Source organism: Synechococcus sp. MIT S9451, from assembly GCF_047304725.1.
GTDB lineage: Bacteria > Cyanobacteriota > Cyanobacteriia > PCC-6307 > Cyanobiaceae > Synechococcus_C.
The window spans coordinates 2,072,585-2,097,685 of record NZ_CP138971.1 but is presented as its reverse complement, the minus strand read 5'-3'; the positions used below and the strand labels follow the sequence as shown (position 1 = coordinate 2,097,685).

Sequence of the window (25,101 nt, the reverse complement as noted above, 5' to 3'; positions counted from 1 at the left end):
GGACTAAGACCGCGTTACCCTCCTGGCATTCTCATGAGTGACGTGAGCGCTTCCTTGCCTGCAGATCTGAAAGCTGCTGAAGCCGATGCCCTTGAGGCTCTCTTGCAGGCTCTTCGGAATGGAGAAGGCCTTCGCTGGTCGGTGACCTGGCGTTTCGAAGGGCTGAGAGTGATGCCGGTGGGGATCAGGCTCATGCACGCTCTGCGCGATGCAGGGCTGGATCCTTTGATCGCATGGTCGGACGCAGGTGCAGCAGCTCTGGCGCAGCGCGATGCCCCCGAACTGGCTGATGTGTGCTGTTCGTTGAACGATCTCAAACGAGGAAAGTTTGCTGATGGGCGCGAGCGTTGTCTGCTGGCAATGGCCCCACAGCCAAGTGATTACGAAGAGTTTGAAAGCGTCTGTGACCTCTGGTCAGGCCCGGTGGTGATGCTGAATGGTCGCCTGGAGGATGCTGCCGTGGGAATTGGCAATGTGGCAAGAACGCGACGCAAAGGCTTCGTCTCAACTTGGCAGGTTGCTTATTGGCTACAACCGCTAGCCCAGGGAGCTCTTCAACGTCAGTGGCCTGATGCGTGGTGGGTTTTCCGCCAAGATGCCGATGGTCATCGTGGCGTGACAAGTTTCGAGGTTCGTCCGGAACCGGAAGCGATCGAAGCTGCCCTCTATGGCGATAACGCGGAACTGCAACGACAGATGGGAGCCATGGATCGTTTCCTCAACGACCTGAGCAACTGAACTGCATCGCTCAGATGACGTCCTGTTGTTGGAACTGTTCAAGCTCCTTAAATTGACAGCTCTGAGGGCTGGCTGATGGCAGGTGAGAACAGAAGCAGAGCTGTGTCTTGGATCGATGCCGTCGCAGCAACGGTGGCACTCATCGCCCTCGCCGGTGTCATTTGGAGCCCGAAGCTGAGTAACTCCGTTGCGCGTGCCACCGGGTCGATCAAATCTGTCCAGGTCAGCGTGGACGTGCGCGGGTTGCCCACTGCTGATAAAGCGAAGCTGATCTCGGATGCCTTAGCGCATGGAACCACCAGTCTTGTGATCCGCAATCAACCTGCCGGTTCGCTCACATTGGTGGAGATACAAGACATCTCAAGCAAGCTCAACGCCCTGCTCCCAGACGGCACTGTGCTCGAAGTGCCAGATCCGAATCGTGAGCTGCAAGGGATCCTGGAGGCAAGATTTGTGCTGGAAGGTGAAGCCACCGTTTCCGACTCAGGAATCGTCATGGCTGGCACAAAACTGAAGATCGGCTCTCCGGTTGAACTCGAGGGTCCGCGGTATCGCATCAACGGAAGTGTGAGTGGTTTGGAGATGGAGTCATGACCATCACCCAAGGGTCGATTGCAGCAATCTTGCTCACTTCCCTGGCCGCCCCTGCATGGGGTGAGTCTGAACTGAGTGCATACCTCTCGGAGACCACAGACCAACAGCCGAGGATCCCGTTGTTGGCACCACCGCCGCCCTCAAGCAATCAAGCTCTTCCCCTTCTCCAGAAGGGCAAGACCTGCAAGCCATTACAAACGGCCCTCAGCCGGCACGTTGGTTCTTCCAATCGTGCCTGGAGTATCAGTGTTGTTGATCCAACAGGCTCCCTGATCGGTGATGTGAATGGCAGTCGTTCGCTTGTGCCTGCCTCGAACCAGAAACTGATCACCACGGCCTTCGCCCTCGACAGGCTTGGGGCAGACTTCCGGCTGAAAACTCGCCTGCTACGTCGTCCTGATGGAGTGATGGAGATCGAGGGCCAAGGCGATCCCGATTTAGGGCTGGCAGGGGTCCAACGTTTTGCCATGGCAGCCCTTGGTCACGGTGGAGCCCGCACCAATCCTGCTGGAACAGTTCAGTTGATGTTGCGGGAGGAACCACGTCAGCGCTGGTGGCCCACTGACTGGCATCCGGCAGATCGTGCTGAGGCCTATGGCGCTCCAATCACACGACTTGCACTCACGAGTAATGCTCTCGGACGTGCAATCAGTAATCCATCTGCACGGTTCCAAACCCTGATGCAGCGTGAGATTGAGCGTCAGGGCGGTCAGGTGCGCATGCAGATGCTGAAGGCAGAGGAACCCAATGCAACAAGGTTCAAGCACGGTCAGTCCGATCGTCAGCGACGCGTCGTGCTCCACGAAGAAACATCAGCGCCGATGCATGCTTTGCTCAGCCTGGCCAATACAGAAAGCCATAACTTCACCGCGGAAGTATTGCTTCGCCAGGCTGCTGATCGTTGGGACGTCAAACAAGCTTCCCATCAAGCGATGCGTTGGATGCGATATCAGAATTTGCCGGTCTCGGGACTGACGATTGCCGATGGCAGCGGCCTTTCACGGGGAAATCGGGTCACGAGTCGCACTTTGGCGGCGCTCCTACTGCGCATGAATCAACATCCACTCAGCGCCTACTACACAGCCTCAATGGCGATTGCAGGACAGCGAGGAACACTGAGGAACTATTTCCGAGGGAGCAGCCTTGAAGGCCGATTCCATGGGAAAACAGGAACATTGACAGGGGTTCGATCCGTCAGTGGAATTCTGCAGACGAACGATGGTCCTCGCTTTGTGAGCATGATCTCGAACGGAGCTCCGAACCCGAACAGCACAATCGGACGGATACTCCGTTCGGTGCAGAGCTTCAGCCCGTGCCCTTCATCGATCTGATTCGTGATGCGGCGCGACGGGCCCGAGAGATTGGTACAGCTTCGTGACCGCTCCGATCTGATGCGGGGCTTCTCTGACCGCTCTCCGGATGAATGGTCTGGATCTTCACTAATTCTTGGCGTCCAGCCAAGACAACTTGGGCCATTTCCTTGAGTCGATTCTCAAGTTCTCCCAGGGTTTGTTCGGCGTAACGATTGGCGCCGTCCTGCACTGAGACCGCTTCCTGACGGGTCCTCTGAATCAGGCTTTCGCATTGCTGCTGGGTTTGTTGCCTGTATTGAAGAGCCTCTTGATGGAGGCGCTCTGATTCAGCCTGAGCCTCTTTCTGAACTCTCAACCCCTCCTGCCGAACTTGTTCAAGTTCCTGCAAGGCCTGTTGGCGATTTCGATCATGCTGCTCAGCAAGCTGCCGTTTCAACTCAATCGCCTCTTGATCGAGCTGCTGACGCCGCTGTAGTGCCTCTTGCTCCAATTGCTGACGGCGTGTGGCGAATTGCTGCTCGAGCTGAGAGAGCTTGGTCTGCATTTCATGCTCGATCTGGGCTGATTGCTGACGGGTCGTCTGCAGCAACTGTTCGCATTGTTGACGGGTTTGCTCACGCAGTTCGTTGACCTGTCTCTCTGCTTCCTGACGGATCGAGGCGGCATTGACGAGTTGCTCACGCTGTTGCTGAGCCTTTTGAACGATTTCGTCGGCCTGATGCTTGGCAGTGGAGATGAAATCATCGCGTTTCTGGAGGAGCTGGTCCGCCTGCGTGACCTGGTTGGGCAGGGTTTCGCGAACCGCATCCAACAGTTCAACGGCATCTTGTTCATTAACGAGCCGCCCACCACTGAAGGGGATGCGGCTGCCCTCCAGCAGAATTTCTTCCAGTTGATCCAACTGGTCAAGAACTGGGAACCGCATCTCGCTCATCTCATCCTTGCCGGGAAAGGCAAATTAAAGAGCCTCGCGAGGTCATCCGCCACCACCTCGGGGACCATGTGGCTAACCGGCCCACCAAAACGGGCCACTTCCTTGACGACCGAGCTGCTCAGAAAACTGTGGTGAGCTGACGTCGCGAGGAAAACCGTCTCGAATTCGGCGGACAGGGATCGGTTGGTGTGAGCGATTTGCAATTCATATTCAAAGTCGCTCATGGCCCGAAGGCCACGGAGGATCAAATTCACGCCCTGCTCGCGAGCGCACTGGACCGTGAGGCCATCAAAACTGATCACCTCGACTCCGTTCAGATGGTTTGTGGCGGTACGGATTTGGTTCAACCGTCGTTCCAGGGAAAAGGCTGGTGTTTTGCCAGGGTTCTGGAGGACAGCCACGACCACGTCACCAAACAGACTGCAGCCACGTTCGATCAAATCCAGGTGCCCGAGTGTGAGGGGATCGAAGCTGCCGGGATAAAGAGCCCTCATGGCCTGTCTTGAGCTGGATCGATCCTATGCAGCGAGGCATGTCTAGATTCTCGCCATTGCTTGACGATCAACGATGACCCTCAATGCCGACGCCAAGAAAGTGCTGCTGCGCAAGATCCCTCACGGACTGTTTATCTGCGGTGTGCGCGAAGGTGACCAAGTGAATGGGTTTACAGCCAGCTGGGTGACCCAAGGATCTTTCGAACCCCCCTTGGTGGTGATGGCTGTGCGTAGCGACAGCACCAGCCACGGGATGATTGAGCGCAGCACTCGCTTCTCCCTCAATGTTCTCAGGGCGGATCAGAAGGATTTGGCAGCTGTATTTTTTAAGCCACAAGCAGGGGTAGGAGGTCGATTCGATGCAGCTCCCTATGACGAAGGCCCGCTTGGGCTGCCGCTCCTCAAAGATGCCGTAGGTGGTGTGGAGTGCGAACTTGTCGGATCCGTTGCTCATGGTGACCACACCGTTTTCGTCGGAGAAGTCAAAACGGCCACGCTGATTGCAGACGGCGAGGCTCTCAACCTTGCCTCCACTGGCTGGAACTACGGAGGATGAAAGTTCTCTGCAACCGTGGCTGCGACTGAAACGCTGCTGACTCATCCAGAGCGCCTCGAGCGAAGGCTGAAGGAGATCCCTCCGGAGCCCGGCTGTTATCTGATGCGTGATCGAGAGGACCGCATCCTGTACGTGGGCAAGTCCAAAAGCTTGCGCAGTCGGGTTCGTAGTTACTTCCGTCATCGCAACGATCTATCACCAAGAATCCGCCTGATGACCCGTCAGGTCTGTGAGATCGAATTCATCGTGACCGATAGCGAGGCTGAGGCGCTGGTTCTTGAATCGAACTTGATCAAGAATCATCAGCCGCATTTCAACGTGCTCCTCAAGGATGACAAAAAATACCCTTACCTTTGCATTACATGGAGTGAGCCCTATCCGCGGATATTTATCACAAGGCGACGTCGCTTCCGCAGCCCTCTAGATCGCTTTTACGGACCTTATGTTGATGTTGGCCTACTGCGCCGCACCCTTTTTCTTGTCAAAAGGGTCTTTCCGTTACGCCAACGTCCTCGACCCTTGTATGCGGATCGCACTTGCTTAAATTATTCAATCGGCCGGTGTCCAGGGGTCTGCCAGCAGAAGGTTAGTTCTGATGATTACCACCACACCTTAAGGAAGGTGGCGATGGTTTTTCAGGGGCGTAGCGATGAGTTGCAGACTCTACTTTCAGAACAGATGACGCGCTATGCGGAGCGACTTGATTACGAGTCGGCAGCAAAGATTAGAGATCAATTGCAAGGGTTGGATCAGCTTACAGCCGATCAAAAAATGAGTTTGCCCGATTCATCGGTGAGCCGAGATGTTCTAGCCTTGGCCAGCGACGACCGTGTTGCCTCGGTTCAGTTATTTCAGATGAGAGCAGGCAAGCTTGTTGGTCGTCTTGCTTATACCGCCGACGCTCAGGATCTGGAACCAGGCCAGGTTCTTCAGAGGGTGATTGAGGAGCATTACAGCCAGGTTGAAGCTGTGGAAGTTCCTCCTGAATTGCTGGTGCAACACCCGATCCCTCAGCATCAGCTCATGGAGGAATGGCTGGCAGAACAACGGGAACGAAAAGTGGTGATTCAATGTCCTCAGCGTCGTCAGAAAGCAGATCTAATTGAGCTTGTGCAGCGCAATGCCGAATTCGAACTTCTCCGTGCTCAACAAGGCCAAGAGCAGCAGGCCATGGCGACGGAAGACCTTGCGCAGTTGTTGGAACTCCAAACACCTCCAAGGCGAATCGAGGGCTACGACATCAGTCATATCCAAGGCAGTGATGCTGTCGCATCGCAGGTGGTGTTCATCGATGGTCTTCCCGCCAAACAGCATTACCGCAAGTACAAAATCCGCAGCAGCAGTATTCGCGCTGGACACAGTGATGACTTCATGGCGATGGCTGAGATCATGCGCCGTCGATTCCGTCGCTGGGCCCTGGTCAAAGCTGAAGGTGGGGACCTCGCCGCCCTTCGTAAGACAGGAGGAAGTGCTCTCCAGACTGATGGGCTCAACGACTGGCCAGATGTCGTCATGATTGATGGGGGCAAGGGTCAGCTTTCGGCTGTGATGGAGGCTCTGCGGGAACTCGATCTGGTTGAGGATCTACACGTGTGCTCCTTAGCCAAGCAGCGGGAGGAAATCTTCTTGCCCGGAGAGAGTGAACCGTTGGAGAGTGAGCCTGACCAGCTCGGTGTGGCCTTGCTCAGACGTTTACGGGATGAGGCTCACCGTTTTGCCGTCAGCTTTCATCGCCAGCAAAGGGGCCAGAGGATGAAACGATCACGCCTCTCGGATATTCCAGGGCTTGGTCCGAAACGAATCCGCGAACTGCTTTCACACTTTCATTCCATCGACGCCATCCAGCTGGCGAGCTTGGAACAGTTGACGGCAGCACCTGGCGTTGGACCTGGAATGGCAGAGCAGATCAGGGCTTATTTTCACCCTGATCATTCCGATGACAATTTGCCTGAGCAGCACTCTGACCCCTCCCCTAATGCTTGATAGAGGCTTAAAGCACCACCATGGATTCAGCCTCAGACGTTGTTTTAGGGCTCTATTGCTGGTGATCATTGGCATGTTGTTTGTTTGGCCATCCGAGGCTTTCGCCGCTCCAGGTTTATGCACCGGTCCGGTCTGCGCTGACGCGATCACAAGGAGTGCGAAAAACCATTGGCAATTGGTTTTGCGCCTGGAAGATCAACAGGGTCATCGTGAAAAGGTTGTGATGGACTGCAAGGCAGGGGAGCTCAGTCCAATGGCAGGTCTCGTCGACCGCGGTTATGCCCGTGCTCTTGGCCTGAGACTGTGCCGATACGTGGCCTAATTCACTCAGTGTCGACGCGGGAAGTATGGACATCACACTGATCTATCCACACCAATTGTTCTACGATCACCCTTCGGTCCGAAAAGGACGTGCCGTCGCTCTGATTGAGGACCCACTCCTTTTTGGAACCGATCCCAGCTCGCCAATGCGCATCCACCGCCAGCGGGCACTGTTGCACCGTGCCTCGATGGAGTCCTATGCGGAAGATCTACGAGGCCAGGGCTTCGAAGTGATCGTTCAGCGCCACCATCTGGCGAGGCAGACCAGCGGTCATCTACGCATTCTCTGGAACAAGGGTTATCGCTCGTTTTATATGGCGGATCCGGTGGATCATCGCCTGGAACAAGGAATTAAAAAGACAATCAGAGAATTTGGCGGGAACCTTGAGCAGGCTGAGACGCCAATGCTATTAACGCCCGAATCAGTGTTGAACGATTACTTCCACCAGGGTCGGAAACCGTTGATGGCTGGTTTTTATGCCATGCAACGCAAACGCATGAATGTTTTGCTCACACCTGAAGGCAAACCCCTCGGTGGTCAGTGGAGTTTTGATGCTGACAACCGCAAGCGATTACCGAAGGGAATCTGTGTTCCGACGGAACCCCATTGCGATCACAATCATCAGCTTGGCGATAGTCTCAGGCAGCTGGAGAATGAAGGCTTAACACTTGTTGGATCCGCCGATCGCTTCACCTATCCAATTAATCACAGCCAAGCGGCTGCTTGGCTGGATCATTTTCTAGACGAACGCTTTTACCACTTCGGTGACTATGAGGATGCCATTAGCAGTCAACACCGAGTGCTTTGGCATGGGGTACTCACACCGATGCTCAACATCGGTCTGCTAACACCAAGACAAGTGCTAAAGCGAGCACTGGAGGTCGCTGAGGTTAGGGCCATCCCTCTTAATTCGTTGGAGGGATTTGTCCGCCAAATCATTGGTTGGCGTGAGTTCATTGCCGCGATGTATCGCCAGCATTCTGATCGAATGCGCGACACGAACTTCTGGAATTGTGACCAGAAGCCGATCCCGAGCGCATTTAGCAAAGGAACCACCGGAATAGCTCCAATCGATGATGCCATTCATCATGCTCTTGACACCGGCTGGTGCCATCACATTGAGCGTTTGATGTTGATTGGAAACATCATGTTTCTGTGCAGCTTTCACCCTGATCGTGTTTATCAATGGTTTATGGAGATGTTCGTGGATGCCTATGACTGGGTCATGGTTCCAAATGTGTACGGGATGAGTCAGTTCGCTGATGGAGGCCTGTTCACAACAAAGCCCTATCTCTCAGGTTCGAACTATGTGCGCAAGATGTCCAACTACGCCAAGGGACCCTGGTGTGAGATTTGGGATGGGTTGTTTTGGAGTTTCGTTGCACGGCATCAGCAATTTTTCCGCGGTCAACACCGCTTAGCGATGATGGCCCGAAACCTTGATCGGATGGCCCCCGACACTCTGAAGAGCCATCAACAACGGGCATCACAGTTTCTTGACGAGTTGAGCTGAGTGGTCTCTAAGGTTTTGGCGTTCGCCTCCCAGCCATGACCCTCCCAGCCGAGGCCTACCTGTGGTTCAAGACCCTTCACATCGTTGGGGTTGTGGTGTGGTTCGCCGGACTCTTCTACCTCGTGAGGCTTTTTATCTATCACGTGGAAGCCGAGGAGCTATCGGCTGAGTTGAAAGGGCCCTTTCAGCAGCAGTACTGCTTGATGGAGCGTCGCCTGGCCAACATCATTACCACCCCTGGAATGGTTGTGGCCGTTTCCATGGCCGTCGGCCTCTTGATCACGCAACCGAGTTGGCTGCATCAGGCCTGGATGCACGCAAAACTTGCCTTTGTTGCCGCGTTACTGGCCTACCACTGGTTTTGCTATCGGCTGATGGGTCAGTTGCAACGTGGTGAGTGTCGATGGAGTGGCCGACAGCTACGAGCACTCAATGAACTTCCCACGCTGCTCTTGGTGATTGTGGTGATGCTTGTGGTGTTCAAAAATCAGTTCCCGACAGGAGCTGCCACCTGGTTCATGGTTGCGTTGGTGGTGTTCATGGCCGCGTCAATACAGTTTTATGCACGCTGGAGACGGCTTCGGCAGGAGGCTGCCGCCACGAGCTCCGAAGCCAATGTCGGCTGATCGCCATCCACTCCGGCCGGTTCTTGAAACGGTCGGACCTCAGAGCTGTCCATCAGCTCTCAATTTTCATTGCCACACCCTCTGCAGTGACGGAAGCTTGGAACCCCTGGCCTTAGCAAAACAGGCCGTGGAACAGGGTCTCAATCACTTAGCAGTGACCGACCACCACAGCTCAGCAGCGTTTCTGCCGATGCAGGCCTGGCTTGAGGCAGAGCGTCAACTAGGCACAGCAGTGCCACAGCTTTGGACTGGGATGGAGATCAGTTGCCTGCTCAAAGGGTGTTTGGTTCATGTTCTAGCCCTGGGCTTTGAGCATGGCCACCGGGCCTTGCATCTCTACAACCAGGGGGACGCTGCAGTGGGTGTACCTCTGCGTGCAGATGCTGTGGTGGATGCCATCCACGCTGCAGGCGGATTGGCGATCCTTGCCCACCCCGCCCGTTACAGGTTGAGTCACACACTGCTGATCGAGGCAGCAGCGCTCATTGGCATGGATGGTGGGGAGGCTTGGTATGACTATGAAATGCAAGGCCGCTGGCAGCCAACAGCGGTGGTGTGTGAATCGATCGATCAGCACTTGAAAAAACTTGGCCTTTTACGTACGTGTGGCACAGACACCCACGGGCATGACCTCAAAGGCCGCTAAAATGGACTACGCACCAGACTGAATCAGGCATGGGCATCTTCGACCGTCTGCGGAAATCGGGCTCGCAAGAGGCCGGCGGCAATTCTGGGGGAAAGGAGAAAGCTGCAAAGAAGGATGATTCCTTCTTCCTAGACAGTGACTCTTCCTCCTCCTTGGGCGACCGCAATTACATGCGTGAGGCCAAGACCATTCGTCGCACCTTTCCTGGCTCAGCCGACAGCCCAGGCAACAAGGAGCTTGTGACTGAGGTGGATGCCATGGGGCTCAAGGTTGAAGCGATGACGGAAGGATTAGGAGGAAGCACAGTCCAGGACGACGTCACCTCCGTCACAGGCGGAGTGCCTAAGCCGGTCAAGAAGACGTTTGCAGAGGCGATGAGCAAACAGGAGCTTCAACAGCGCTTGAAAGGCAGTGCAATCAATGGAACAAACACCCGTGCCAGTGCAGATGCGGCACCAGCTGCTCGAAAAGCCGAGTTGAAGCCGGAAACCACCACCACGGCCACAAGCCAAAAGGCGGCCAAGTCGTCCAGGCCTGGTTCGATTGATCCGTTCATGAGCATGGCCCAGAACCTGGATACCTGATTCAACCAAAGCTGCCGTTCTCCACGGCCGTTTCGGCCTGGAGAACCAGCTTGCGAAGCCTGGCAAGCCTGAGCGGATCGACGCTGCTCCACAATCCACGATTCGCAGCTTCCAGAAGACGCTCAGCCATATCTCGAAGCGCCCATGGATTGTGTTGCATCAGGAAGTCACGAGGTCCAGACGCATCTAACCATTGCGTCTGGAGAGCGTCGTAACACCAATCAGGAATGACTCCTGTCGCAGCATCGTACGCAAACAGGTAGTCGAGGCTTGCTGCCATCTCAAAGGCTCCCTTGTAGCCATGCTTCTGCATGCCATTCATCCAGCGAGGATTGAGAAGACGGCTGCGCATCACCTTGTCGATCTCTTGTTCGAGACGGTGGATCCGAAGTCGTTCCTGACGGGAATGATCTGCAAACCAAAGGGCCGGGCTGTTGCCATTGATCCGTGTCACAGCCGCAGCAAGTCCGCCATGGAACTGGTAGTAATCATCGGAATCGAGCAGATCGTGTTCGCGATTGTCCTGGTTATGCAAGACCACTTGCACCCTGGAGAGACTGCGCTCTAGACCGGATCGATCCTTTTGAGGCTCAAGAGATCCGTCGTAGCTCCATTGGCTCCATTCGAGATAGGCCTCGCCAAGATCACTGCGCTCTTCCCACTGTCCTGAGTCAATCAACGCCTGGAGACCAGCTCCGTAGGCCCCTGGTGCCGATCCAAAGATCCGCGGCTGATGTCCCTGGTTACGGGATAGAGCCGCTAAGGGGTTCATGGCTTCCGGTTCATCCAGATTGGCTACGAGAGATTGGGCCCGACTCACCCACTCAATTAAATGAGGGAAAGCGTCTCGGAATAAGCCTGAAATCCGCAGGGTGACATCCACCCGTGGACGCCCCAACAAACTGAGAGGAATCAGCTCGAGATCGATCATGCGTCGGGTGGGACCGTCCCACACCGGCCTAACGCCTAACAGCGCCAACAGTTGACCAATATCCTCACCACCGTTGCGCATCGTGGCCGTTCCCCAGACGGACAGGGCAAGATGTCGCAGGGGTTCACCTTGCTCCAAGAGATAAAGGTCGAGTAGGCGTTCGGCGCTTCTGCGACCAAGGCCCCAGGCCGCCTCTGTGGGCAAACCACGCAGATCGACAGAATAAAAATTTCGACCAGTCGGGAGGACATCAGGCCGACCTCGTGTTGGAGAACCAGAGGGGCCACTGGCAAGACGTCGGCCCTCAAGGGCACGAAGCATTGCCTTCTTCTCCTGGGTTGCACAAGCCTGAAGACGGGGGATCAGGTTGTTGCGAAGGTTGAGCAACACCGGGTCAGTCCCTTCGTCCAGCCAACGTTGAACCGCGTGATGCAGGGGGGGGGATGGCTCTTGGTCAGGACGCTTGAGCAAGCAACCAATCAAGAGTGCGGCTTGACCTTCCAGCCAGGCCACACCGTCAGCCACCCGTCGATGTCCACTCGCCTTGAGTTGGATCAACAGTGCCTGGTCATCGTCACTCAGTGCGTCACCGTCTTCATCGGACCATGGATCGTGATCGAGACCGACGACAGATGCGAGCCGCTGCGTCAAACCAACACCCTGCGCGGTTGGTGCTCGGCTAATAGCGATGAGGAGCTCCACAAGTGCGTCCGGATCCGGAATGGTGCCAAGACGATGCAAGCCAGTACGAATCTGAGCTTCCTTCAGTTCACAGAGATAGGCCTCCACTTGATCCAGACAGTCAGTCCAAGCAGAGCTGGAGAAGAGGTCAGGCTTTGACGATCCAACCAGCAGCTCAGCCGGTAATCCAGGCCAGTTGAGCGACTTCAGTAGTGAAAGCAGTTGCCGATTTAGCTCCAAGCCACGGTCTGCATTGAGCTGATTGGCTTCGACATATTCATCAAGCAGAGCTTCCAGACTTGCCAGAGAGCCGTAAGCACCAGCACGTCCAAGTGGAGGTGTGAGGTGATCGAGGATCACGGCATGGCCACGACGCTTGGCTTGAGATCCTTCTCCTGGGTCGTTAACGATGAATGGATACACGTGGGGGATGGGACCTAGGGCGAGCTGAGGTCCACAACCCTCGCCGAGGCCAACGGATTTACCGGGAAGCCATTCCGCACTCCCATGCTTGCCGAGATGCACAAGCATCTGGGTGCCGTGCACCAGCCGCAACCACAGGTATTGGGCCAAATAACGATGGGGAGGGGGCAGATCAGGTGAGTGCAGATCACTGAGTTGATCAGGGTCATAGCCGCGACTTGGCTGAACCAGGACGCAAACATGTCCAAGCTTCAAGCCATGAATGGGAAACCCTTCCTCTTCCAGTTCGAGAGCCTGATGGGCTGGGCCCCATCGCGCTTCGATCGTCTCGCGAGCAGCAATTGGAAGCGTGGCCCACCAGTCCAGATAGTCACTAAGGGGAAGATGGGTGAGCGGTGGAAGATGATGGCTTTCCGGGTCATTGGTACGAGAGGAGAGGAGGCTTGCCATCAGAGCAGTCGACGACTCTGGTAAGACCTCCTGGCCAAGCATGTATCCGGCGTCTTGCATCCAAGTGAGCACATTGAGAAGACTTGCCGGGGTGTCGAGGCCGACCCCATTCGCCAAACGCCCGTTACGAACCGGGTAATTGGCCAGGACCAAGCCAACGCGCCTTTGCTCGACAGCGGTTTGCTGGAGATTGACCCAGGCGCGAGCATGCTCTGCAAGCCAGGAGAGACCGAGCTGATCCGGCACCGTTGTGTGGACAGCTGTGGCAAGGCCTTCATGGGCAAGGTCAACCTCACGAAAACCACCGATTCGGGTGGTGATACGCCCATCCAGCTCTGGCAGAACCACCTGCAGAGACAAATCCAGGGGGTCGAGACCACGAGTGGAATTCGACCAGACGCTGCGAGGTTTGCTGCTGCTGAGCACCTGAAGCACAGGGCGATCCAGCTGATCCCAGAGTGGAGCTCCGAATCCTGCCTGTTCGAACTGCACTGAGGCGAAGGAGGTGGCAGTGATCACCACCTCAACGCGCTGTTGCTCGAACAGATTCAGCACCCCTTCCTGGACTACAGGATCACGCAGGCTGCTCACCCAGAGAGCGCGAGGGACCAGTCCGCGTTGACGGAGGGCCTTGATCAACGCCTCGGCCATGGCCTCATCGCCTGATCGCGCTAAGGCCCGATACAGCACAACACCCACTCGTGCGCCTGAGGCCTCCTCCCACTGCCAAGGTGAGGGGTCTGGCATGCAGTGGGGAACGAGAGTTGAAGGGTCTTGTGTCTTGCCCAGCAAGATGGAATCAAGAGCTTTGAGCAGAGTGATCAAATTCTCGCCACCGCCTTCTCGCAGCAACACAGCCAGCTGATCACTTAAGACCTTTGGGATCGACCCCAACGGATGCAACGCATCATCTTGATCTGGAGTTCCAGCAAGCACGACCAGTTGACGATGATCTCGGTCTTGCTGCCATTTCTGCAGTTGATCCAGTCCGTAGGACCAATGGCCGCGACCGCCGAGCAGTCGCACCACAATCAGCTGGGCATCCTGGGCAGTAACGCTGAGGTAATGATCAATCTGGGCTGGGTGTCCGAGGCTGGCCAAGGGAAGGGCTCGGATCCGATTGTGCCAAGAGACAGCCTCAGGCCTGGAGAGGCAATGCGCTAATGCTGTGAGGTCGGTGACAGCGCTAGAGAGCAGCAGTACAGGTGCTGGCGGTTGCTCAACGAGCGTGATTGCGTCGTCGAAGTCGGCCCCTGGGAGGCTGCTGAGTCGATGCATCTCCCCATTGAAGACTGCAGAGGTGCGGGGGCGGGTGAGAAGATTTGGCCATCGGCCGTTTCCGCCATGCATCAGTTTCTGCCGTTCGCCTGGTTTGAAGGCCGGTGTGTGCGATTTGAAGACGCAAAAGTTTCGATCGCCACCCATGCCCTGCACTACGGCACAGGGGCATTTGGCGGTATGCGTGCCATCCCTGATCCGGTTCGGCCTGGGGGGATGTTGCTCTTCCGTGCCGACCGTCACGCCCGCAGGCTGAGCCAGAGCGCAAAGCTTTTGCTGGCTGACCTGAGCGAGACCACGGTGATGGAGGCTCTTGTTGCCGTACTCAGAGCGAACAAACCCACAACGCCCATCTACCTGCGGCCATTTGTTTACACCAGCGATTTAGGGATCGCACCACGTCTGCACAACATCGAGACTGATTTTCTGATTTACGGTTTAGAGCTCGGCGATTACCTCTCCCCGGAAGGTGTGAGTTGTCGAATCAGTAGTTGGACAAGGCAGGAAGATCGCTCACTTCCTTTGCGTGGCAAGATCAGTGGTGCATACATCACAAGCTCACTTGCCAAAACAGAGGCCGTCACGAGCGGCTTCGACGAAGCCCTGCTCATGAATACGCGGGGGAAGGTCAGTGAGGCCAGCGGAATGAATCTGTTTTTGGTTCGCGATGGTGTCCTGATCACCCCTGGTGTTGATCAAGACATACTGGAGGGAATCACCCGCTCCAGCGTGATTGAACTGGCGAAGCACATGGGACTGGAGGTGATCGAACGCCCCGTTGATAAGACTGAACTCTGCATCGCCGATGAAGTGTTCCTGACAGGAACTGCGGCGAAAATCACTCCCATTCGTCAACTCGAATCCACAGTTTTACCGACAAACCGACCGGTGATGGATGCTTTAAGACAACGTCTGGTGGCGATTACAGAGGGGAGAGACCCTGAATTTGGTCATTGGGTGACCAGGATCGAACTCGAGGCCTAGGGATCAGTTTTGGGTCAAGTGACGTTCGTAGAATGGCTTGACTGAAGCCAGTGAGCGATGCAGGCCGTCTCAAAGACACCATCCCTGAACGCTTCCCGCTTTTTAGAACGTCTGCATGATCCCTCGCGTCCCGTCTTGGTGTTTGACGGTGCCACAGGAACGTCGCTGCAACAGATGGATCTCGGTCCAGATGACTTCGGCGGTGCGGATCTGGAGGGTTGTAACGAGAATCTTGTGGTCACACGGCCCGATGCCGTCCAGGAGGTCCATCGCCAGTTCCTTGAGGCGGGCTGCGATGTGATCGAAACCGACACGTTCGGAGCCACCTCACTGGTGTTGTCTGAATACGACCTCCAGGACCAGACCTACGAACTGAATGTTCAGGCGGCGCGGTTGGCCAGGGAGATGGCAGATCGCTACAGCACACCTGAGAAACCCCGCTTTGTGGCGGGATCGATGGGTCCCACCACGAAGCTGCCGACCCTCGGCCATGTGGGGTTCGATGAGATGCGCGATTCCTTCGCCGAACAGGCCAGGGGCTTGCTGGCAGGGGATGTGGACCTCTTCATCATCGAAACCTGTCAGGACCCCCTGCAGATCAAAGCTGCGCTGGCTGGCATTGAACAGGCATGTGAGGTGGCCGGTGAACGTCGGCCATTGATGGTGAGCGTCACGATGGAAACCACCGGCACGATGCTCGTCGGCTCCGATATCGCTGCGGTGGTGTCAATCCTTGAGCCATTCCCCATCGATGTTCTCGGCCTCAACTGCGCCACCGGTCCGGAGCAGATGAAGGAGCATGTCAAATATCTGAGTGAGCACGCCCCCTTCGTGGTGAGCTGCATTCCCAACGCCGGTCTGCCGGAGAACGTCGGTGGTGTCGCTCACTACCGCTTGACTCCGGTCGAGATGAAGATGGCAATGCACCACTTCATCGAGGATCTCGGCGTTCAGGTGATCGGGGGCTGCTGCGGCACCACCCCCGCGCACATCGCCGCTCTCTCAGAACTGTCACAGGAGATGCGTCCGGCTGACCGGGACGTACGAACCCCAGTGCTCAGAAAGGAACGCCCGCTGCTTGGGGCAGAAGCTTCCGTCTCCTCGATCTACGGAACCACGCCCTATCGCCAGGACAACTCATTTCTGATCATCGGTGAACGGCTCAATGCCAGTGGCTCCAAGAAGGTCAGGGAGCTGCTCAACGCTGAGGACTGGGATGGGCTGGTGGCTGTGGCTCGCGGCCAGGTGAAGGAAAACGCCCACGTGCTCGATGTGAACGTCGACTACGTCGGCCGCGATGGCGAAAAGGATATGCATGACCTGGTGAGCCGTTTGGTCACCAATGTCAATCTGCCCCTGATGCTCGATTCCACTGAGTGGCAGAAGATGGAAGCCGGCCTCAAGGTCGCCGGCGGCAAATGTCTGCTCAATTCCACCAATTACGAAGACGGCGATGAACGCTTCTTCAAGGTGTTGGATCTGGCGCGCACCTATGGCGCTGGGGTGGTGATCGGCACCATCGATGAAGACGGCATGGCCAGGACGGCCGAGCGCAAATTCGCGATTGCCCAGCGCGCCTACAGGGATGCGGTCGAATTTGGGATCCCAGCTCACGAGATCTTCTACGACCCTCTGGCGCTGCCGATTTCAACGGGCATCGAGGAGGACCGACGCAACGGCTGCGAAACCGTCGATGCCATCCGGCGAATCATCACAGATCTTCCCGGTGTGCATGTGGTGCTTGGCGTGAGCAATATCAGCTTCGGCCTCTCGCCAGCGGCACGGATCACCCTCAACTCGGTCTTCCTGCATGACTGCTGTGAGGCGGGAATGGATGCGGCGATCGTCAGCCCCGCCAAGATTCTTCCGCTGATCAAAATCAGTGAGGACCATCAGCAGGTCTGCCGTGATCTGATCAATGACAAGCGGCGATTTGAAGGCGATGTCTGCACCTACGACCCGCTCACTGAACTGACCACGTTGTTCGAAGGCGTTAGCACGAAGGAGGCCCGGGCCTCAGGTCCGTCTCTGGCTGACCTTCCCGTTGAAGAGCGACTGAAGCAGCACATCATTGATGGCGAGCGCATCGGGCTAGAACCAGCCCTTGACGAGGGTCTGGGGCAGTACAAACCTCTGGAAATCGTGAACACCTTCCTGCTCGATGGCATGAAGGTGGTGGGTGAACTCTTCGGTTCAGGTCAGATGCAGCTGCCTTTTGTGCTGCAGAGCGCGGAAACCATGAAAAGTGCGGTGGCTTATCTCGAACCACATATGGAAAAAACCGAGGGAAAAAGTTCAGCCAAGGCCAAATTCTTAATTGCAACAGTCAAGGGTGATGTTCATGATATCGGCAAGAATCTTGTGGACATTATCCTCACTAATAACGGATACGAAGTTGTTAACTTAGGCATCAAGCAATCGGTCGATGCAATCATCGAAGCCCAGCAAAACCATGAAGCTGATTGCATCGCAATGAGTGGTCTTTTGGTGAAGTCAACCGCATTCATGAAAGACAACCTGCAGGCCTTCAATGAGGCTGGTATATCCGTTCCGGTGATTCTCGGTGGTGCGGCACTCACCCCTCGATTTGTTCAGAAGGACTGCCGTGAGGTCTATGACGGCCAGGTGATTTATGGGCGTGATGCCTTCGCTGACCTGAGATTCATGGACGCTCTGGTGCAGGCCAAAAAAGACAATGAATGGGATAACAAGAAGGGCTTCTTGGGCACCATTCCCGAAGGCCTAGGGCTCAATGGGGACGCGAACAGTCATGACGCCGAGGGGTCTGATTCAAGTGCCAAGGTGGAAGAGGCCAAGCCCAAGGCTCCCGTCAGCCGTGAGCGCTCGGAGGCAGTTCCTGAGGAGCCTGCACTGCAGCCACCGTTCTGGGGCACCAACGTGCTTTCAGAAGAGGAGATCAATCTGGAGGAAGTCTTCAGTTATCTCGATCGCAATGCACTCTTCGCTGGCCAATGGCAGATCCGAAAAAGCAAAGAGCAAAGCCGCGAGGAGTACGAACAGCAGCTCAAGGACAAGGCTGAGCCCGTCCTGCAGGAATGGTTGCAGCGTTCCCTTTCTGAGCAGTTGCTGACCCCACGAGTGGCCTATGGCTATTTCCCCTGCGGCAGAGATGGCAATGCCGTCGTCGTTTTCGATCCTGCGAATTCAAGTTCTGAACTTGGTCGCTTCGATCTCCCCAGACAGCGCTCCGGCAACAAATATTGCATTGCTGATTTCTATCGGGATCTCTCCCCAGAGGGCGGCCCCACCGATGTCCTGCCCATGCAGGCCGTCACCATGGGGGAGAAGGCCAGTGCCTTTGCTAGAGAGCTTTTCCAGGCGGATCGCTACAGCGATTATCTCTATTTTCACGGTCTGGGCGTGCAGATGGCCGAAGCGCTGGCGGAGTGGACCCACGCTCGGATCCGCCTTGAACTGGGCTTCAGCGCTGATGAACCATCGGCCCTACGTGATCTGCTGGCCCAGCGCTACCGCGGCAGCCGCTATTCCTTTGGCTATCCCGCCTGCCCGAATGTGGCCGATTCAAGGCCTCAGCTCGATTGGCTGGGTGCAGACCGAATCGGCCTCTCCATGGACGACAGCGACCAGTTAGAGCCCGAGCAGAGCACGACCGCTTTGGTGGCGCTCCATAGCCAAGCCCGTTACTTCAGCGCCTGACATGCCAGCCTGAGCCGCTGCAGAACAATTCCCATGGCAATCGCAGGACCTGGTGGGGTCGATGAAGCAATCGCAGCTGGCCTCGACCTCGACGGCACACCCATTCCGGTGCCGATGGTGGAGCTCTACAACGAGGTCATGGACCTGGAAAGCAAGCGGGCACGCAGTGGGGTGAAAAAATCAATGCGCAACCGGATCGTGAAGACCGGAGCCAAGCATTTCGATCAACACACACTGAACCAACGGTTGATCGATGCCGGTTGGGATGGCCTGAAAGACAAGGAGATCGCTTTTTTCTTCAGTTGAGCGCTCTCTAGCTGGGCTCTGTTCAGGATTAGTCCTGGCAGAGCTTCTCCATGGTGTCGATCACCTCTTGCTGGAACTCATCCAGAGCACTCGACTCACTGAGGTCAATTCCCTCACCGGCCGCGTTCTGGGCAAGGTCCTGGAAATGGAACGCCCCTTCGCCATTGGCAAGAAACTCGATCGCCGAGGATTCGCCGCTTTCGCGAAAGGCATCGCAAAGCGCCAAAAAAGCGGCGTCTTCAGTGAACTCCCAATCCATCGAGGAGGCATGACTGATCGACCTTTAACTCCTCGCCCCCGGGATCCGTCAACCACCTTGTCGCGCAATGTGCCAATGATCAGGCAGAATTCCACCGACAAGATTGCCGGGGAAAACGTGCAAACTCACTCCGACACAAGCGTTCTCAACGTTTTGGGTGGCCATCTTGAGACTTGTGGCTGTGAACCCATGACAGGTTGGTACAGAGACGGCACCTGCAGAACCGATCCCACTGACCTTGGTCAACACAGTGTCTGTTGCGTCATGACAGAGGGGTTCCTGACCTACAGCAAGGCTCAGGGCAATGACTTGTCGACTCCTGTTCCTGAATTCGGATTTCCTGGATTGCAGCCAGGTGACCACTGGTGTGTCTGTGCTCCGCGCTGGCAACAGGCCTACAACGACGGCATGGCGCCACCGGTTCGACTGAAGGCCACCGAACAGTCTGCTCTCGAAATCATCCCGCTTGATCAGCTCAAGCAACACGCTTACCAAACAATCGGATGACCGTCCCAGGCCAGGAATGAGCCTGTCTCTTGAGGCCCTTGAGCCAGCAAGACATCAACCAGATATCGGGCTGCTCGCTCAGGTGAAAACAATGATTGCGGTGGCACGAAATCCTGGAAGGGCCTGGAGAGTGCTGTATCGGTGGTGCCTGGATGCAACAAGAGGACTGTGGACAACGGGAAGCGCCTCGCCCACTCAATGCTGAGACATCGCAAATACATGTTCTGAGCTGCCTTTGCGCCCCTGTAGGCGTACCAGCCTCCACTTTTGTTGTCGCCGATGCTGCCGACTCGTGCGCTCAGGCTGGCGAAGTGAAAGGGGCGGGATCTCGCCAAACAGGGCTCCACAGCCTGGGCAAGCAATAAAGGCGCCATCGCATTGATCGCATAACTCGCCAGTAGGTGGTCTGTGTTCACCTGCTTGAGACGTTTCTCAGGCTGCATCCCGGCACCATCAGAGCTGGTTCGGTGCAGCAGTCCAGTGGCGTTCACGACAAGTCGTAGTGGGCGGGAGTCTGCGAGCAATCGACTCTGAAGGGCCAACAGACTCTCGGGGGATTCAACATCCACAGGCCACCCCTCTGAGGGCTGCAGGGCGCGTCCACAGAGGACGACATCCAGCTCAGGGACCGTTGCGGACAGAGTCGTAGCCAGAGCACGGCCGATGCCACCGGCACCAATCACCAGAGCTAGGCCGTTCCAAGAATTGCGAATCATGGATCAATCTCTGAGAGGGCGATGCTGGTGTTCAGCCACGAACAAACCGTCAGCATGCCCATAACAACCATCCAGGCGTGATCGAGCGAGGCCCACTGCAGCGAACGATCGGGATGCTGGGTCTCGCAGGGCTTCTGTTCTGGAGCCTTGGAGAAGCGTTCCAGAGGGGAATCAGGCCTTGGGATGCTGAATCGGAGGTTGAGCAGGGTGATCTCTTGCTGGAAGCCCTTCTAGAGGCCGATCAGAGTGCTCCTGGTCCTTTGACGAAGGACAAAGAAGGATCCAAGCCACAAGCCACGCGCCAACCAAATGGTGAGCACTCGGTGTCGAGTCCGGAGGTGCGGATTGCCTTATTCAGTCATTTCCCAGTGAAGTCATTGGAAGCCAAAGGAAGGGTCCAGTGCTTGAACTCAAATGGCAAGGAAGTCAACGGGGAGCGCTTGATTCGACTGACTCAAACAGAGTTTTGGCACTGTCGGGCTGGAGAGGGAGGAAGCATTGCTGTGAATGGCGATCCATACCTTGGAAGCATTCAGTTGATCAGGCAGGACATGGGCTGGCTGGCCATCAATCGTCTGCCTCTCGAGACCTACGTGGCATCGGTCGTCGGCGCTGAAATGCCGAGTCACTGGAAGCCAGAAGCACTCAAGGCCCAAGCCGTCGCTGCAAGGTCCTATGCGTTGGTCCACATCGTGCGTCCGGCATCAACGCAATACAACCTTGGAGATACGACTCGATGGCAGGTGTACCGAGGCCTAAGCAGCTCCACAGAGTCCACGATCCAAGCAACCCAAGCGACCCGCAATCAAGTGTTGAAATTCCGCGGAGGCCTGGTGGAAAGTCTTTATGCCTCCACGAACAAGATCAGCGAAGAAGCCCATGGTCATCTCGGCGCGAGCATGAGTCAAACCGGGGCTCAGGAACTATCGGGTCTTGGATACACCTACGACGAGATCCTGAATCGGTACTACAACGGAGCTGAGTTGGCCCGGATCAAGCTCAATGGCGATTGAAAGCTACGAACAACTGGCTTTGGATCGCAGTCAAACCGCCCTTGAGCAGGGAGCATTGCATCCGCTAAAAACAACTGTTTCGTACTTGCCATCGGTTGGTACTGAACCTTTTGAGCTCCGGGAGTTGAACTCCGAACTGCCGAGACATCTACGCAAGCAAGGACCAAAACCGAATCCATTTCTTCCCTGGGATCCTCGACTAGAGGTCTGTCCAATTGGTCAATCGCATGCGCTGATACTGAATAAATATCCAGTTCAGCTAGGCCATATGCTCCTTATTAGTAAAGGCTGGGCAGCACAATCCGACTGGTTGGGAATCAATGACTGGAATGCAGTGGGGGTGGTTGACGAACTCACAACAGGGTTGTGGTTCTTTAATAGTGGTCCGAATGCGGGTGCCAGCCAGCCTCACCGCCATATTCAATTGCTGCCTAGGAGCGACAAGGAAAGTCGATGCCCCCGTGAAGGCTGGTTTGTCAACATGATCAATCAAAACACCACAGATTCAACAGAACGATCACCAGTCAAGCTGGCAACAGCCGTTCGAAGACGAGATCCAAACCGGAGCAATCAGGGCGAGCACATAACAACACTTTATTTAGACATGGCTAACGAACTCTCTCTTGGTACGCCAGCATCTAGGCAAATACCTGCTGCGCCATACAACATTCTGCTAACAAGTCATTGGATGGCAATGGTACGGAGACACTGCGATGTCAGCCATGGATTTAGTATCAATGCGCTCGGATTCGCTGGTTATCTATTAGCAACAAGTGAAGCCGAACGATCATGGCTAGAGGAGCATGGCCCCGAACAACTACTGGCCGAAGTCGTCGACCATTCAGTAGTTTCACGGTTGCCAAGACAGTCCAATTTATGAATGGCTGGAGACGAGGGTCACAACATCCCTTGCATCACAACCAAAGCCATGGCATCCAAACAAAGCAAGACAGCAGAGAGGGTCATTAATCAACTCTCGTTGGTGAAACCAATCGCTGCTCACTACGCAAGATCAACTGGGCAGGACCAAGACGATCTCATTCAGGTTGGTCGACTAGGCCTGATCAGAGCATCAAAACTCTTCATTGAGAGTGAGGGGAATCCATTCACTGCCTTCGCTCGTGTTCATATTCGTGGCGCGATACTCCACTATTTACGGGATAACAGTGGCGTTGTGAAACTTCCGAGACGCATTCAGGAACGAGCACAACGGCTGATCAGAGAATCGACGGAACAAAGCAGTAGGGCGAATCAGAACAAGCGCACACAAGAAGATGAATGGATTCTTGCTGCTTACCGACAACAACGCCAATGGCTGTCGATTGACGACGAGGCGCTGGGAGCTCGATGCCATGCTCGAGATGAGAGCTGGCAGTGTGTCAACAGACGCGAGCGACAAGACAAGCTCACTCGGTGTCTGCAGGCCTTATCGAAGCAGGAACGTCAGTGTGTGCAGTTGGTGATTCTGGAAGGACAAAGCCTGCGCGTGACAGCAGGCCAACTCGGAACGAGCGCAATGACCGTGCAACGTCGTGTGAGGCGGGGTCTTATGCGACTGGCTGAACTGTGTGCTGTCCAAGGGCTCAGCGCCTAGACCACGTCAGACCTGGTTGCTGCTGTCGCGATCCATTTGAGTCTCAAGGGTGCTGATGGCTGCATTGATCGCAGCCAGTTGGCGCTCAAGACCGTCTCGCCAAAATCGCAACATGTCCATCTTGCGCGCCTGATGATGCTGGCGCCACTCCATGCCGGGAGAAGGTGAGCACAGGAAGGGAGGAAGCATGAAACTCAGGAAACCCCGTCAATACTGGCGTATCGAAATCAGTTTCGCGAAGACACTTGGCTTCTGTCTGGAGAGTGTTTAAGTTTGAGGGCTGCGCAGTTTGTTCCACGGAACAAGTCATTCAAAACCGCGCAGGGGGTCTCCCTTGTCTCAGCGAATCCCACTTCTAGTCCTGCTAGGCGTCTCGATTGCGACAGCCGAGATTTGCTTAACGCGTCCTGCCGCTGCATATGTGCCATTGATGGCCGGACAACGTGCTCGCGCTTTGAACGGAACGTTCAACAACGTACCGGTCTTGCATTCCAATCAACCAGAAATCGTCAAGGGGGCTGGGATCCTCGTTAATACCCAGCCAGGTACGGCCGTCGCCAGCGAGACAAACCAACCACTGCGCAATGCTGCCTTCACATTTAATGGTGAATTTGGCTTGCATATGCATCATAAGTATTACCCCAGTGATGCCAGTCGAATGGGAGGGGCAAGACAGCGCGGACTGTTGACAATCGCGGCCATCGCCATCAATCCAGGCAGCAAGCCTGTGACGTTGACGTTCAAGCGTGGATCCGTCAAAAACAGCTTTGAAGCTCCTTACCACCCAAACAGATTGATGGGGGTTAAACCGCTTGGTCGCAGACCATGGAATACCGGACCAGGAGACGCGACTGCAGTTCAAATGCTGCGAGGGGAGCTCGATAGGAAACTCCCCAATCAAGTCACGATCCCTGCTCACAGCAGGAAAGTGATCATCAGCACAGTGCTTCCTGCTCGAGGAATCGCGAATGGACTACTGAGGGGAAGAAGCGATGGGCAGTTTCAGCTAGCCGTGGTTGCTGCAGAGGAAACCCAACAAGAATCTGATCTCCTAGCTGTGCTTGATCGTGGCCAATTAGCACCAGGGCGGATCTATTTGAATCGGATCAGAGAAATTGAGACTGGTCAAGTCTTTTCAAGGGTTGCAGGTGTTGCCTTAGGCGATCACTATCAAGCTTCCATTCGCCATGACCTGGAACAAGGCTCCCTACACGTCCCACTGACAAGTACTCATAAACATCATTTTGGAACAAGAGAGATACAGATCAATCCTCTAAGCACAAGAATGATTGACTCTGCTGTCAATAATGTCGGGACATACGGTGTTCGATATGACGTTGACTTGAATTTGGCTGGTGCCGGTGCTCATGATCTAGTTCTGAGTCATCCTGTTGCATCTGGCCGATCGACATTCACTGCATTTCGTGGATCAATTCGTATTGAAACTGAAGATGGTTTCCGAGAAGTGCATGTTGGCTTGCGCTCAGGTCAAAGTCTGCCAATCAGCGAGCTGCAGCTCAAACCTGGGCAGAATAATGCTGTGAAAGTAAGCCTTGTCTATCCCGCTGATGCAACACCAGGGCATTTACTCAGTGTTGTACCAGTGCAGCAACTTGCCATGATGAGGCGTCGGCAGGAGATGCAGGAAGCCGCACAACGTGCTCTAGCCACGTCAAAAGAACGGAAGGTCACACCGAGTGTTGCCCCACCATCGCCGACGGTTAAGCCAGTCGTGCCAGAACAGGTGCATCACAAACCTCAGCCGGCAACTCGCGCAACCTCAACGACGGTACCGATCCAGCCCAACAGCCCAGCCCCTTCGTACGTTTCTCCAAGGCGAGGAAGTAGTGCGATGCCACCAGCCATGATTTTGCCTCAGCAACTGAGTCCAAGTCTGGAACAGCGCTATCGCGACGCCATACATGCTCAACAACAGTGGCTTGAGCGCATGCAAGGCCGATAGGCTTGGCCTGCAAGG

The 25,101-nt window shown here is 55.6% G+C and carries 24 protein-coding genes; 18 read left to right on the top strand and 6 right to left on the bottom strand.

What is annotated here, in order from left to right; translation table 11 throughout:
* The first annotated feature begins 33 nt into the window (after window positions 1-33).
* The 3 genes from SIB72_RS10930 to dacB all read left to right on the top strand — a co-directional run bounded on the left by SIB72_RS10930 (window position 34) and on the right by dacB (window position 2,663).
* Window positions 34-738 carry a DUF1995 family protein gene (locus SIB72_RS10930; RefSeq protein ID WP_413743879.1) on the top strand — a complete coding sequence of 235 codons (705 nt, stop codon included), beginning with the start codon at window positions 34-36 and terminating at the stop codon, window positions 736-738.
* A gap of 75 nt (window positions 739-813) precedes the next feature.
* On the top strand, window positions 814-1,332 hold the full coding sequence (locus SIB72_RS10925) for a DUF4330 domain-containing protein (protein ID WP_413743878.1): 519 nt from the start codon (window positions 814-816) through the stop codon (window positions 1,330-1,332).
* A complete protein-coding gene (gene dacB / locus SIB72_RS10920; RefSeq protein ID WP_413743877.1) occupies window positions 1,329-2,663 on the top strand; it encodes a D-alanyl-D-alanine carboxypeptidase/D-alanyl-D-alanine-endopeptidase in 1,335 nt (444 codons plus the stop codon). The genes SIB72_RS10925 and dacB overlap by 4 nt, the downstream gene beginning before the upstream one ends.
* Here the strand turns inward: dacB and SIB72_RS10915 are convergent.
* A complete protein-coding gene (locus SIB72_RS10915; RefSeq protein ID WP_413743876.1) occupies window positions 2,638-3,579 on the bottom strand; it encodes a hypothetical protein in 942 nt (313 codons plus the stop codon). The two genes, dacB and SIB72_RS10915, sit on opposite strands and share 26 nt — an antisense overlap.
* Window positions 3,576-4,073 carry a pantetheine-phosphate adenylyltransferase gene (gene coaD / locus SIB72_RS10910; protein ID WP_413743875.1) on the bottom strand — a complete coding sequence of 166 codons (498 nt, stop codon included), beginning with the start codon at window positions 4,071-4,073 and terminating at the stop codon, window positions 3,576-3,578. The genes SIB72_RS10915 and coaD overlap by 4 nt, the downstream gene beginning before the upstream one ends.
* 73 nt (window positions 4,074-4,146) lie before the next feature.
* Here coaD and SIB72_RS10905 point away from each other — a divergent pair, with 73 nt between their 5' ends.
* The 7 genes from SIB72_RS10905 (at window position 4,147) to SIB72_RS10875 (ending at window position 10,303) form a co-directional block, all read left to right on the top strand.
* On the top strand, window positions 4,147-4,629 hold the full coding sequence (locus tag SIB72_RS10905) for a flavin reductase family protein (RefSeq protein WP_413743874.1): 483 nt from the start codon (window positions 4,147-4,149) through the stop codon (window positions 4,627-4,629).
* Window positions 4,630-4,644: 15 nt separating this feature from the next.
* On the top strand, window positions 4,645-6,612 hold the full coding sequence (gene uvrC / locus SIB72_RS10900; protein ID WP_413743873.1) for an excinuclease ABC subunit UvrC: 1,968 nt from the start codon (window positions 4,645-4,647) through the stop codon (window positions 6,610-6,612).
* Between the two features lie 73 nt (window positions 6,613-6,685).
* Entirely contained in the window at window positions 6,686-6,934 is a 249-nt protein-coding gene (locus SIB72_RS10895; RefSeq protein WP_413745111.1) for a hypothetical protein, read from the top strand.
* A gap of 25 nt (window positions 6,935-6,959) precedes the next feature.
* Complete coding sequence (locus tag SIB72_RS10890; RefSeq protein ID WP_413743872.1) at window positions 6,960-8,447, top strand: cryptochrome/photolyase family protein; 1,488 nt, start codon at window positions 6,960-6,962, stop codon at window positions 8,445-8,447.
* A gap of 35 nt (window positions 8,448-8,482) precedes the next feature.
* Window positions 8,483-9,073, top strand: a complete 591-nt coding sequence (gene hemJ, locus SIB72_RS10885; protein WP_115015106.1) for a protoporphyrinogen oxidase HemJ — start codon at window positions 8,483-8,485, stop codon at window positions 9,071-9,073.
* On the top strand, window positions 9,063-9,719 hold the full coding sequence (locus tag SIB72_RS10880; RefSeq protein ID WP_115121594.1) for a PHP domain-containing protein: 657 nt from the start codon (window positions 9,063-9,065) through the stop codon (window positions 9,717-9,719). The genes hemJ and SIB72_RS10880 overlap by 11 nt, the downstream gene beginning before the upstream one ends.
* A 29-nt stretch (window positions 9,720-9,748) precedes the next feature.
* A complete protein-coding gene (locus SIB72_RS10875) occupies window positions 9,749-10,303 on the top strand; it encodes a hypothetical protein (RefSeq protein ID WP_115121595.1) in 555 nt (184 codons plus the stop codon).
* A gap of 1 nt (window position 10,304) precedes the next feature.
* Here the strand turns inward: SIB72_RS10875 and cobN are convergent, their stop codons facing one another.
* Complete coding sequence (cobN, locus tag SIB72_RS10870; RefSeq protein WP_413743871.1) at window positions 10,305-14,066, bottom strand: cobaltochelatase subunit CobN; 3,762 nt, start codon at window positions 14,064-14,066, stop codon at window positions 10,305-10,307.
* Window positions 14,067-14,132: 66 nt separating this feature from the next.
* On the opposite strand from cobN, the gene SIB72_RS10865 reads away from it, so the two are divergent.
* From SIB72_RS10865 to SIB72_RS10855, 3 genes are read left to right on the top strand one after another with little or no spacing between them, the layout of a single operon-like run.
* Window positions 14,133-15,050 carry a branched-chain amino acid transaminase gene (locus tag SIB72_RS10865; RefSeq protein WP_115121596.1) on the top strand — a complete coding sequence of 306 codons (918 nt, stop codon included), beginning with the start codon at window positions 14,133-14,135 and terminating at the stop codon, window positions 15,048-15,050.
* Window positions 15,051-15,107: 57 nt separating this feature from the next.
* Window positions 15,108-18,728, top strand: coding sequence for a methionine synthase (gene metH / locus SIB72_RS10860; RefSeq protein WP_413743870.1), 3,621 nt, complete (start codon window positions 15,108-15,110; stop codon window positions 18,726-18,728).
* A gap of 33 nt (window positions 18,729-18,761) precedes the next feature.
* Complete coding sequence (locus SIB72_RS10855) at window positions 18,762-19,034, top strand: DUF4090 family protein (RefSeq protein WP_413743869.1); 273 nt, start codon at window positions 18,762-18,764, stop codon at window positions 19,032-19,034.
* Between the two features lie 28 nt (window positions 19,035-19,062).
* Here the strand turns inward: SIB72_RS10855 and SIB72_RS10850 are convergent, their stop codons facing one another.
* A complete protein-coding gene (locus SIB72_RS10850) occupies window positions 19,063-19,293 on the bottom strand; it encodes a hypothetical protein (RefSeq protein ID WP_011933185.1) in 231 nt (76 codons plus the stop codon).
* Between the two features lie 75 nt (window positions 19,294-19,368).
* Between SIB72_RS10850 and SIB72_RS10845 the strand changes: the two genes are divergently transcribed.
* Window positions 19,369-19,800 (top strand): DUF2237 family protein, encoded by a 432-nt coding sequence (locus SIB72_RS10845; protein WP_413743868.1) that lies wholly within the window; start codon window positions 19,369-19,371, stop codon window positions 19,798-19,800.
* On the opposite strand, the gene SIB72_RS10840 is transcribed toward SIB72_RS10845, so the two are convergent.
* Window positions 19,782-20,516 carry an SDR family NAD(P)-dependent oxidoreductase gene (locus SIB72_RS10840; protein ID WP_413743867.1) on the bottom strand — a complete coding sequence of 245 codons (735 nt, stop codon included), beginning with the start codon at window positions 20,514-20,516 and terminating at the stop codon, window positions 19,782-19,784. The genes SIB72_RS10845 and SIB72_RS10840 overlap by 19 nt on opposite strands.
* A 113-nt stretch (window positions 20,517-20,629) precedes the next feature.
* Here SIB72_RS10840 and SIB72_RS10835 point away from each other — a divergent pair, with 113 nt between their 5' ends.
* The 3 genes from SIB72_RS10835 to SIB72_RS10825 are packed head-to-tail and all read left to right on the top strand — an operon-like array spanning window position 20,630 to window position 23,123.
* On the top strand, window positions 20,630-21,529 hold the full coding sequence (locus SIB72_RS10835; protein WP_413743866.1) for a SpoIID/LytB domain-containing protein: 900 nt from the start codon (window positions 20,630-20,632) through the stop codon (window positions 21,527-21,529).
* The gene (locus tag SIB72_RS10830; RefSeq protein WP_413743865.1) at window positions 21,519-22,409 is read left to right on the top strand and encodes an ATP adenylyltransferase; all 891 of its coding nucleotides are present in this window, start codon (window positions 21,519-21,521) and stop codon (window positions 22,407-22,409) included. The genes SIB72_RS10835 and SIB72_RS10830 overlap by 11 nt, the downstream gene beginning before the upstream one ends.
* 48 nt (window positions 22,410-22,457) lie before the next feature.
* Window positions 22,458-23,123, top strand: a complete 666-nt coding sequence (locus tag SIB72_RS10825) for a sigma-70 family RNA polymerase sigma factor (protein ID WP_413743864.1) — start codon at window positions 22,458-22,460, stop codon at window positions 23,121-23,123.
* 6 nt (window positions 23,124-23,129) lie between these two features.
* Here the strand turns inward: SIB72_RS10825 and SIB72_RS10820 are convergent, their stop codons facing one another.
* Window positions 23,130-23,312 carry a hypothetical protein gene (locus tag SIB72_RS10820; protein WP_413743863.1) on the bottom strand — a complete coding sequence of 61 codons (183 nt, stop codon included), beginning with the start codon at window positions 23,310-23,312 and terminating at the stop codon, window positions 23,130-23,132.
* Window positions 23,313-23,553: 241 nt separating this feature from the next.
* Here SIB72_RS10820 and SIB72_RS10815 point away from each other — a divergent pair, with 241 nt between their 5' ends.
* Window positions 23,554-25,086, top strand: coding sequence for a DUF3370 family protein (locus tag SIB72_RS10815; protein ID WP_413743862.1), 1,533 nt, complete (start codon window positions 23,554-23,556; stop codon window positions 25,084-25,086).
* The last annotated feature ends 15 nt before the right edge of the window (window positions 25,087-25,101 follow it).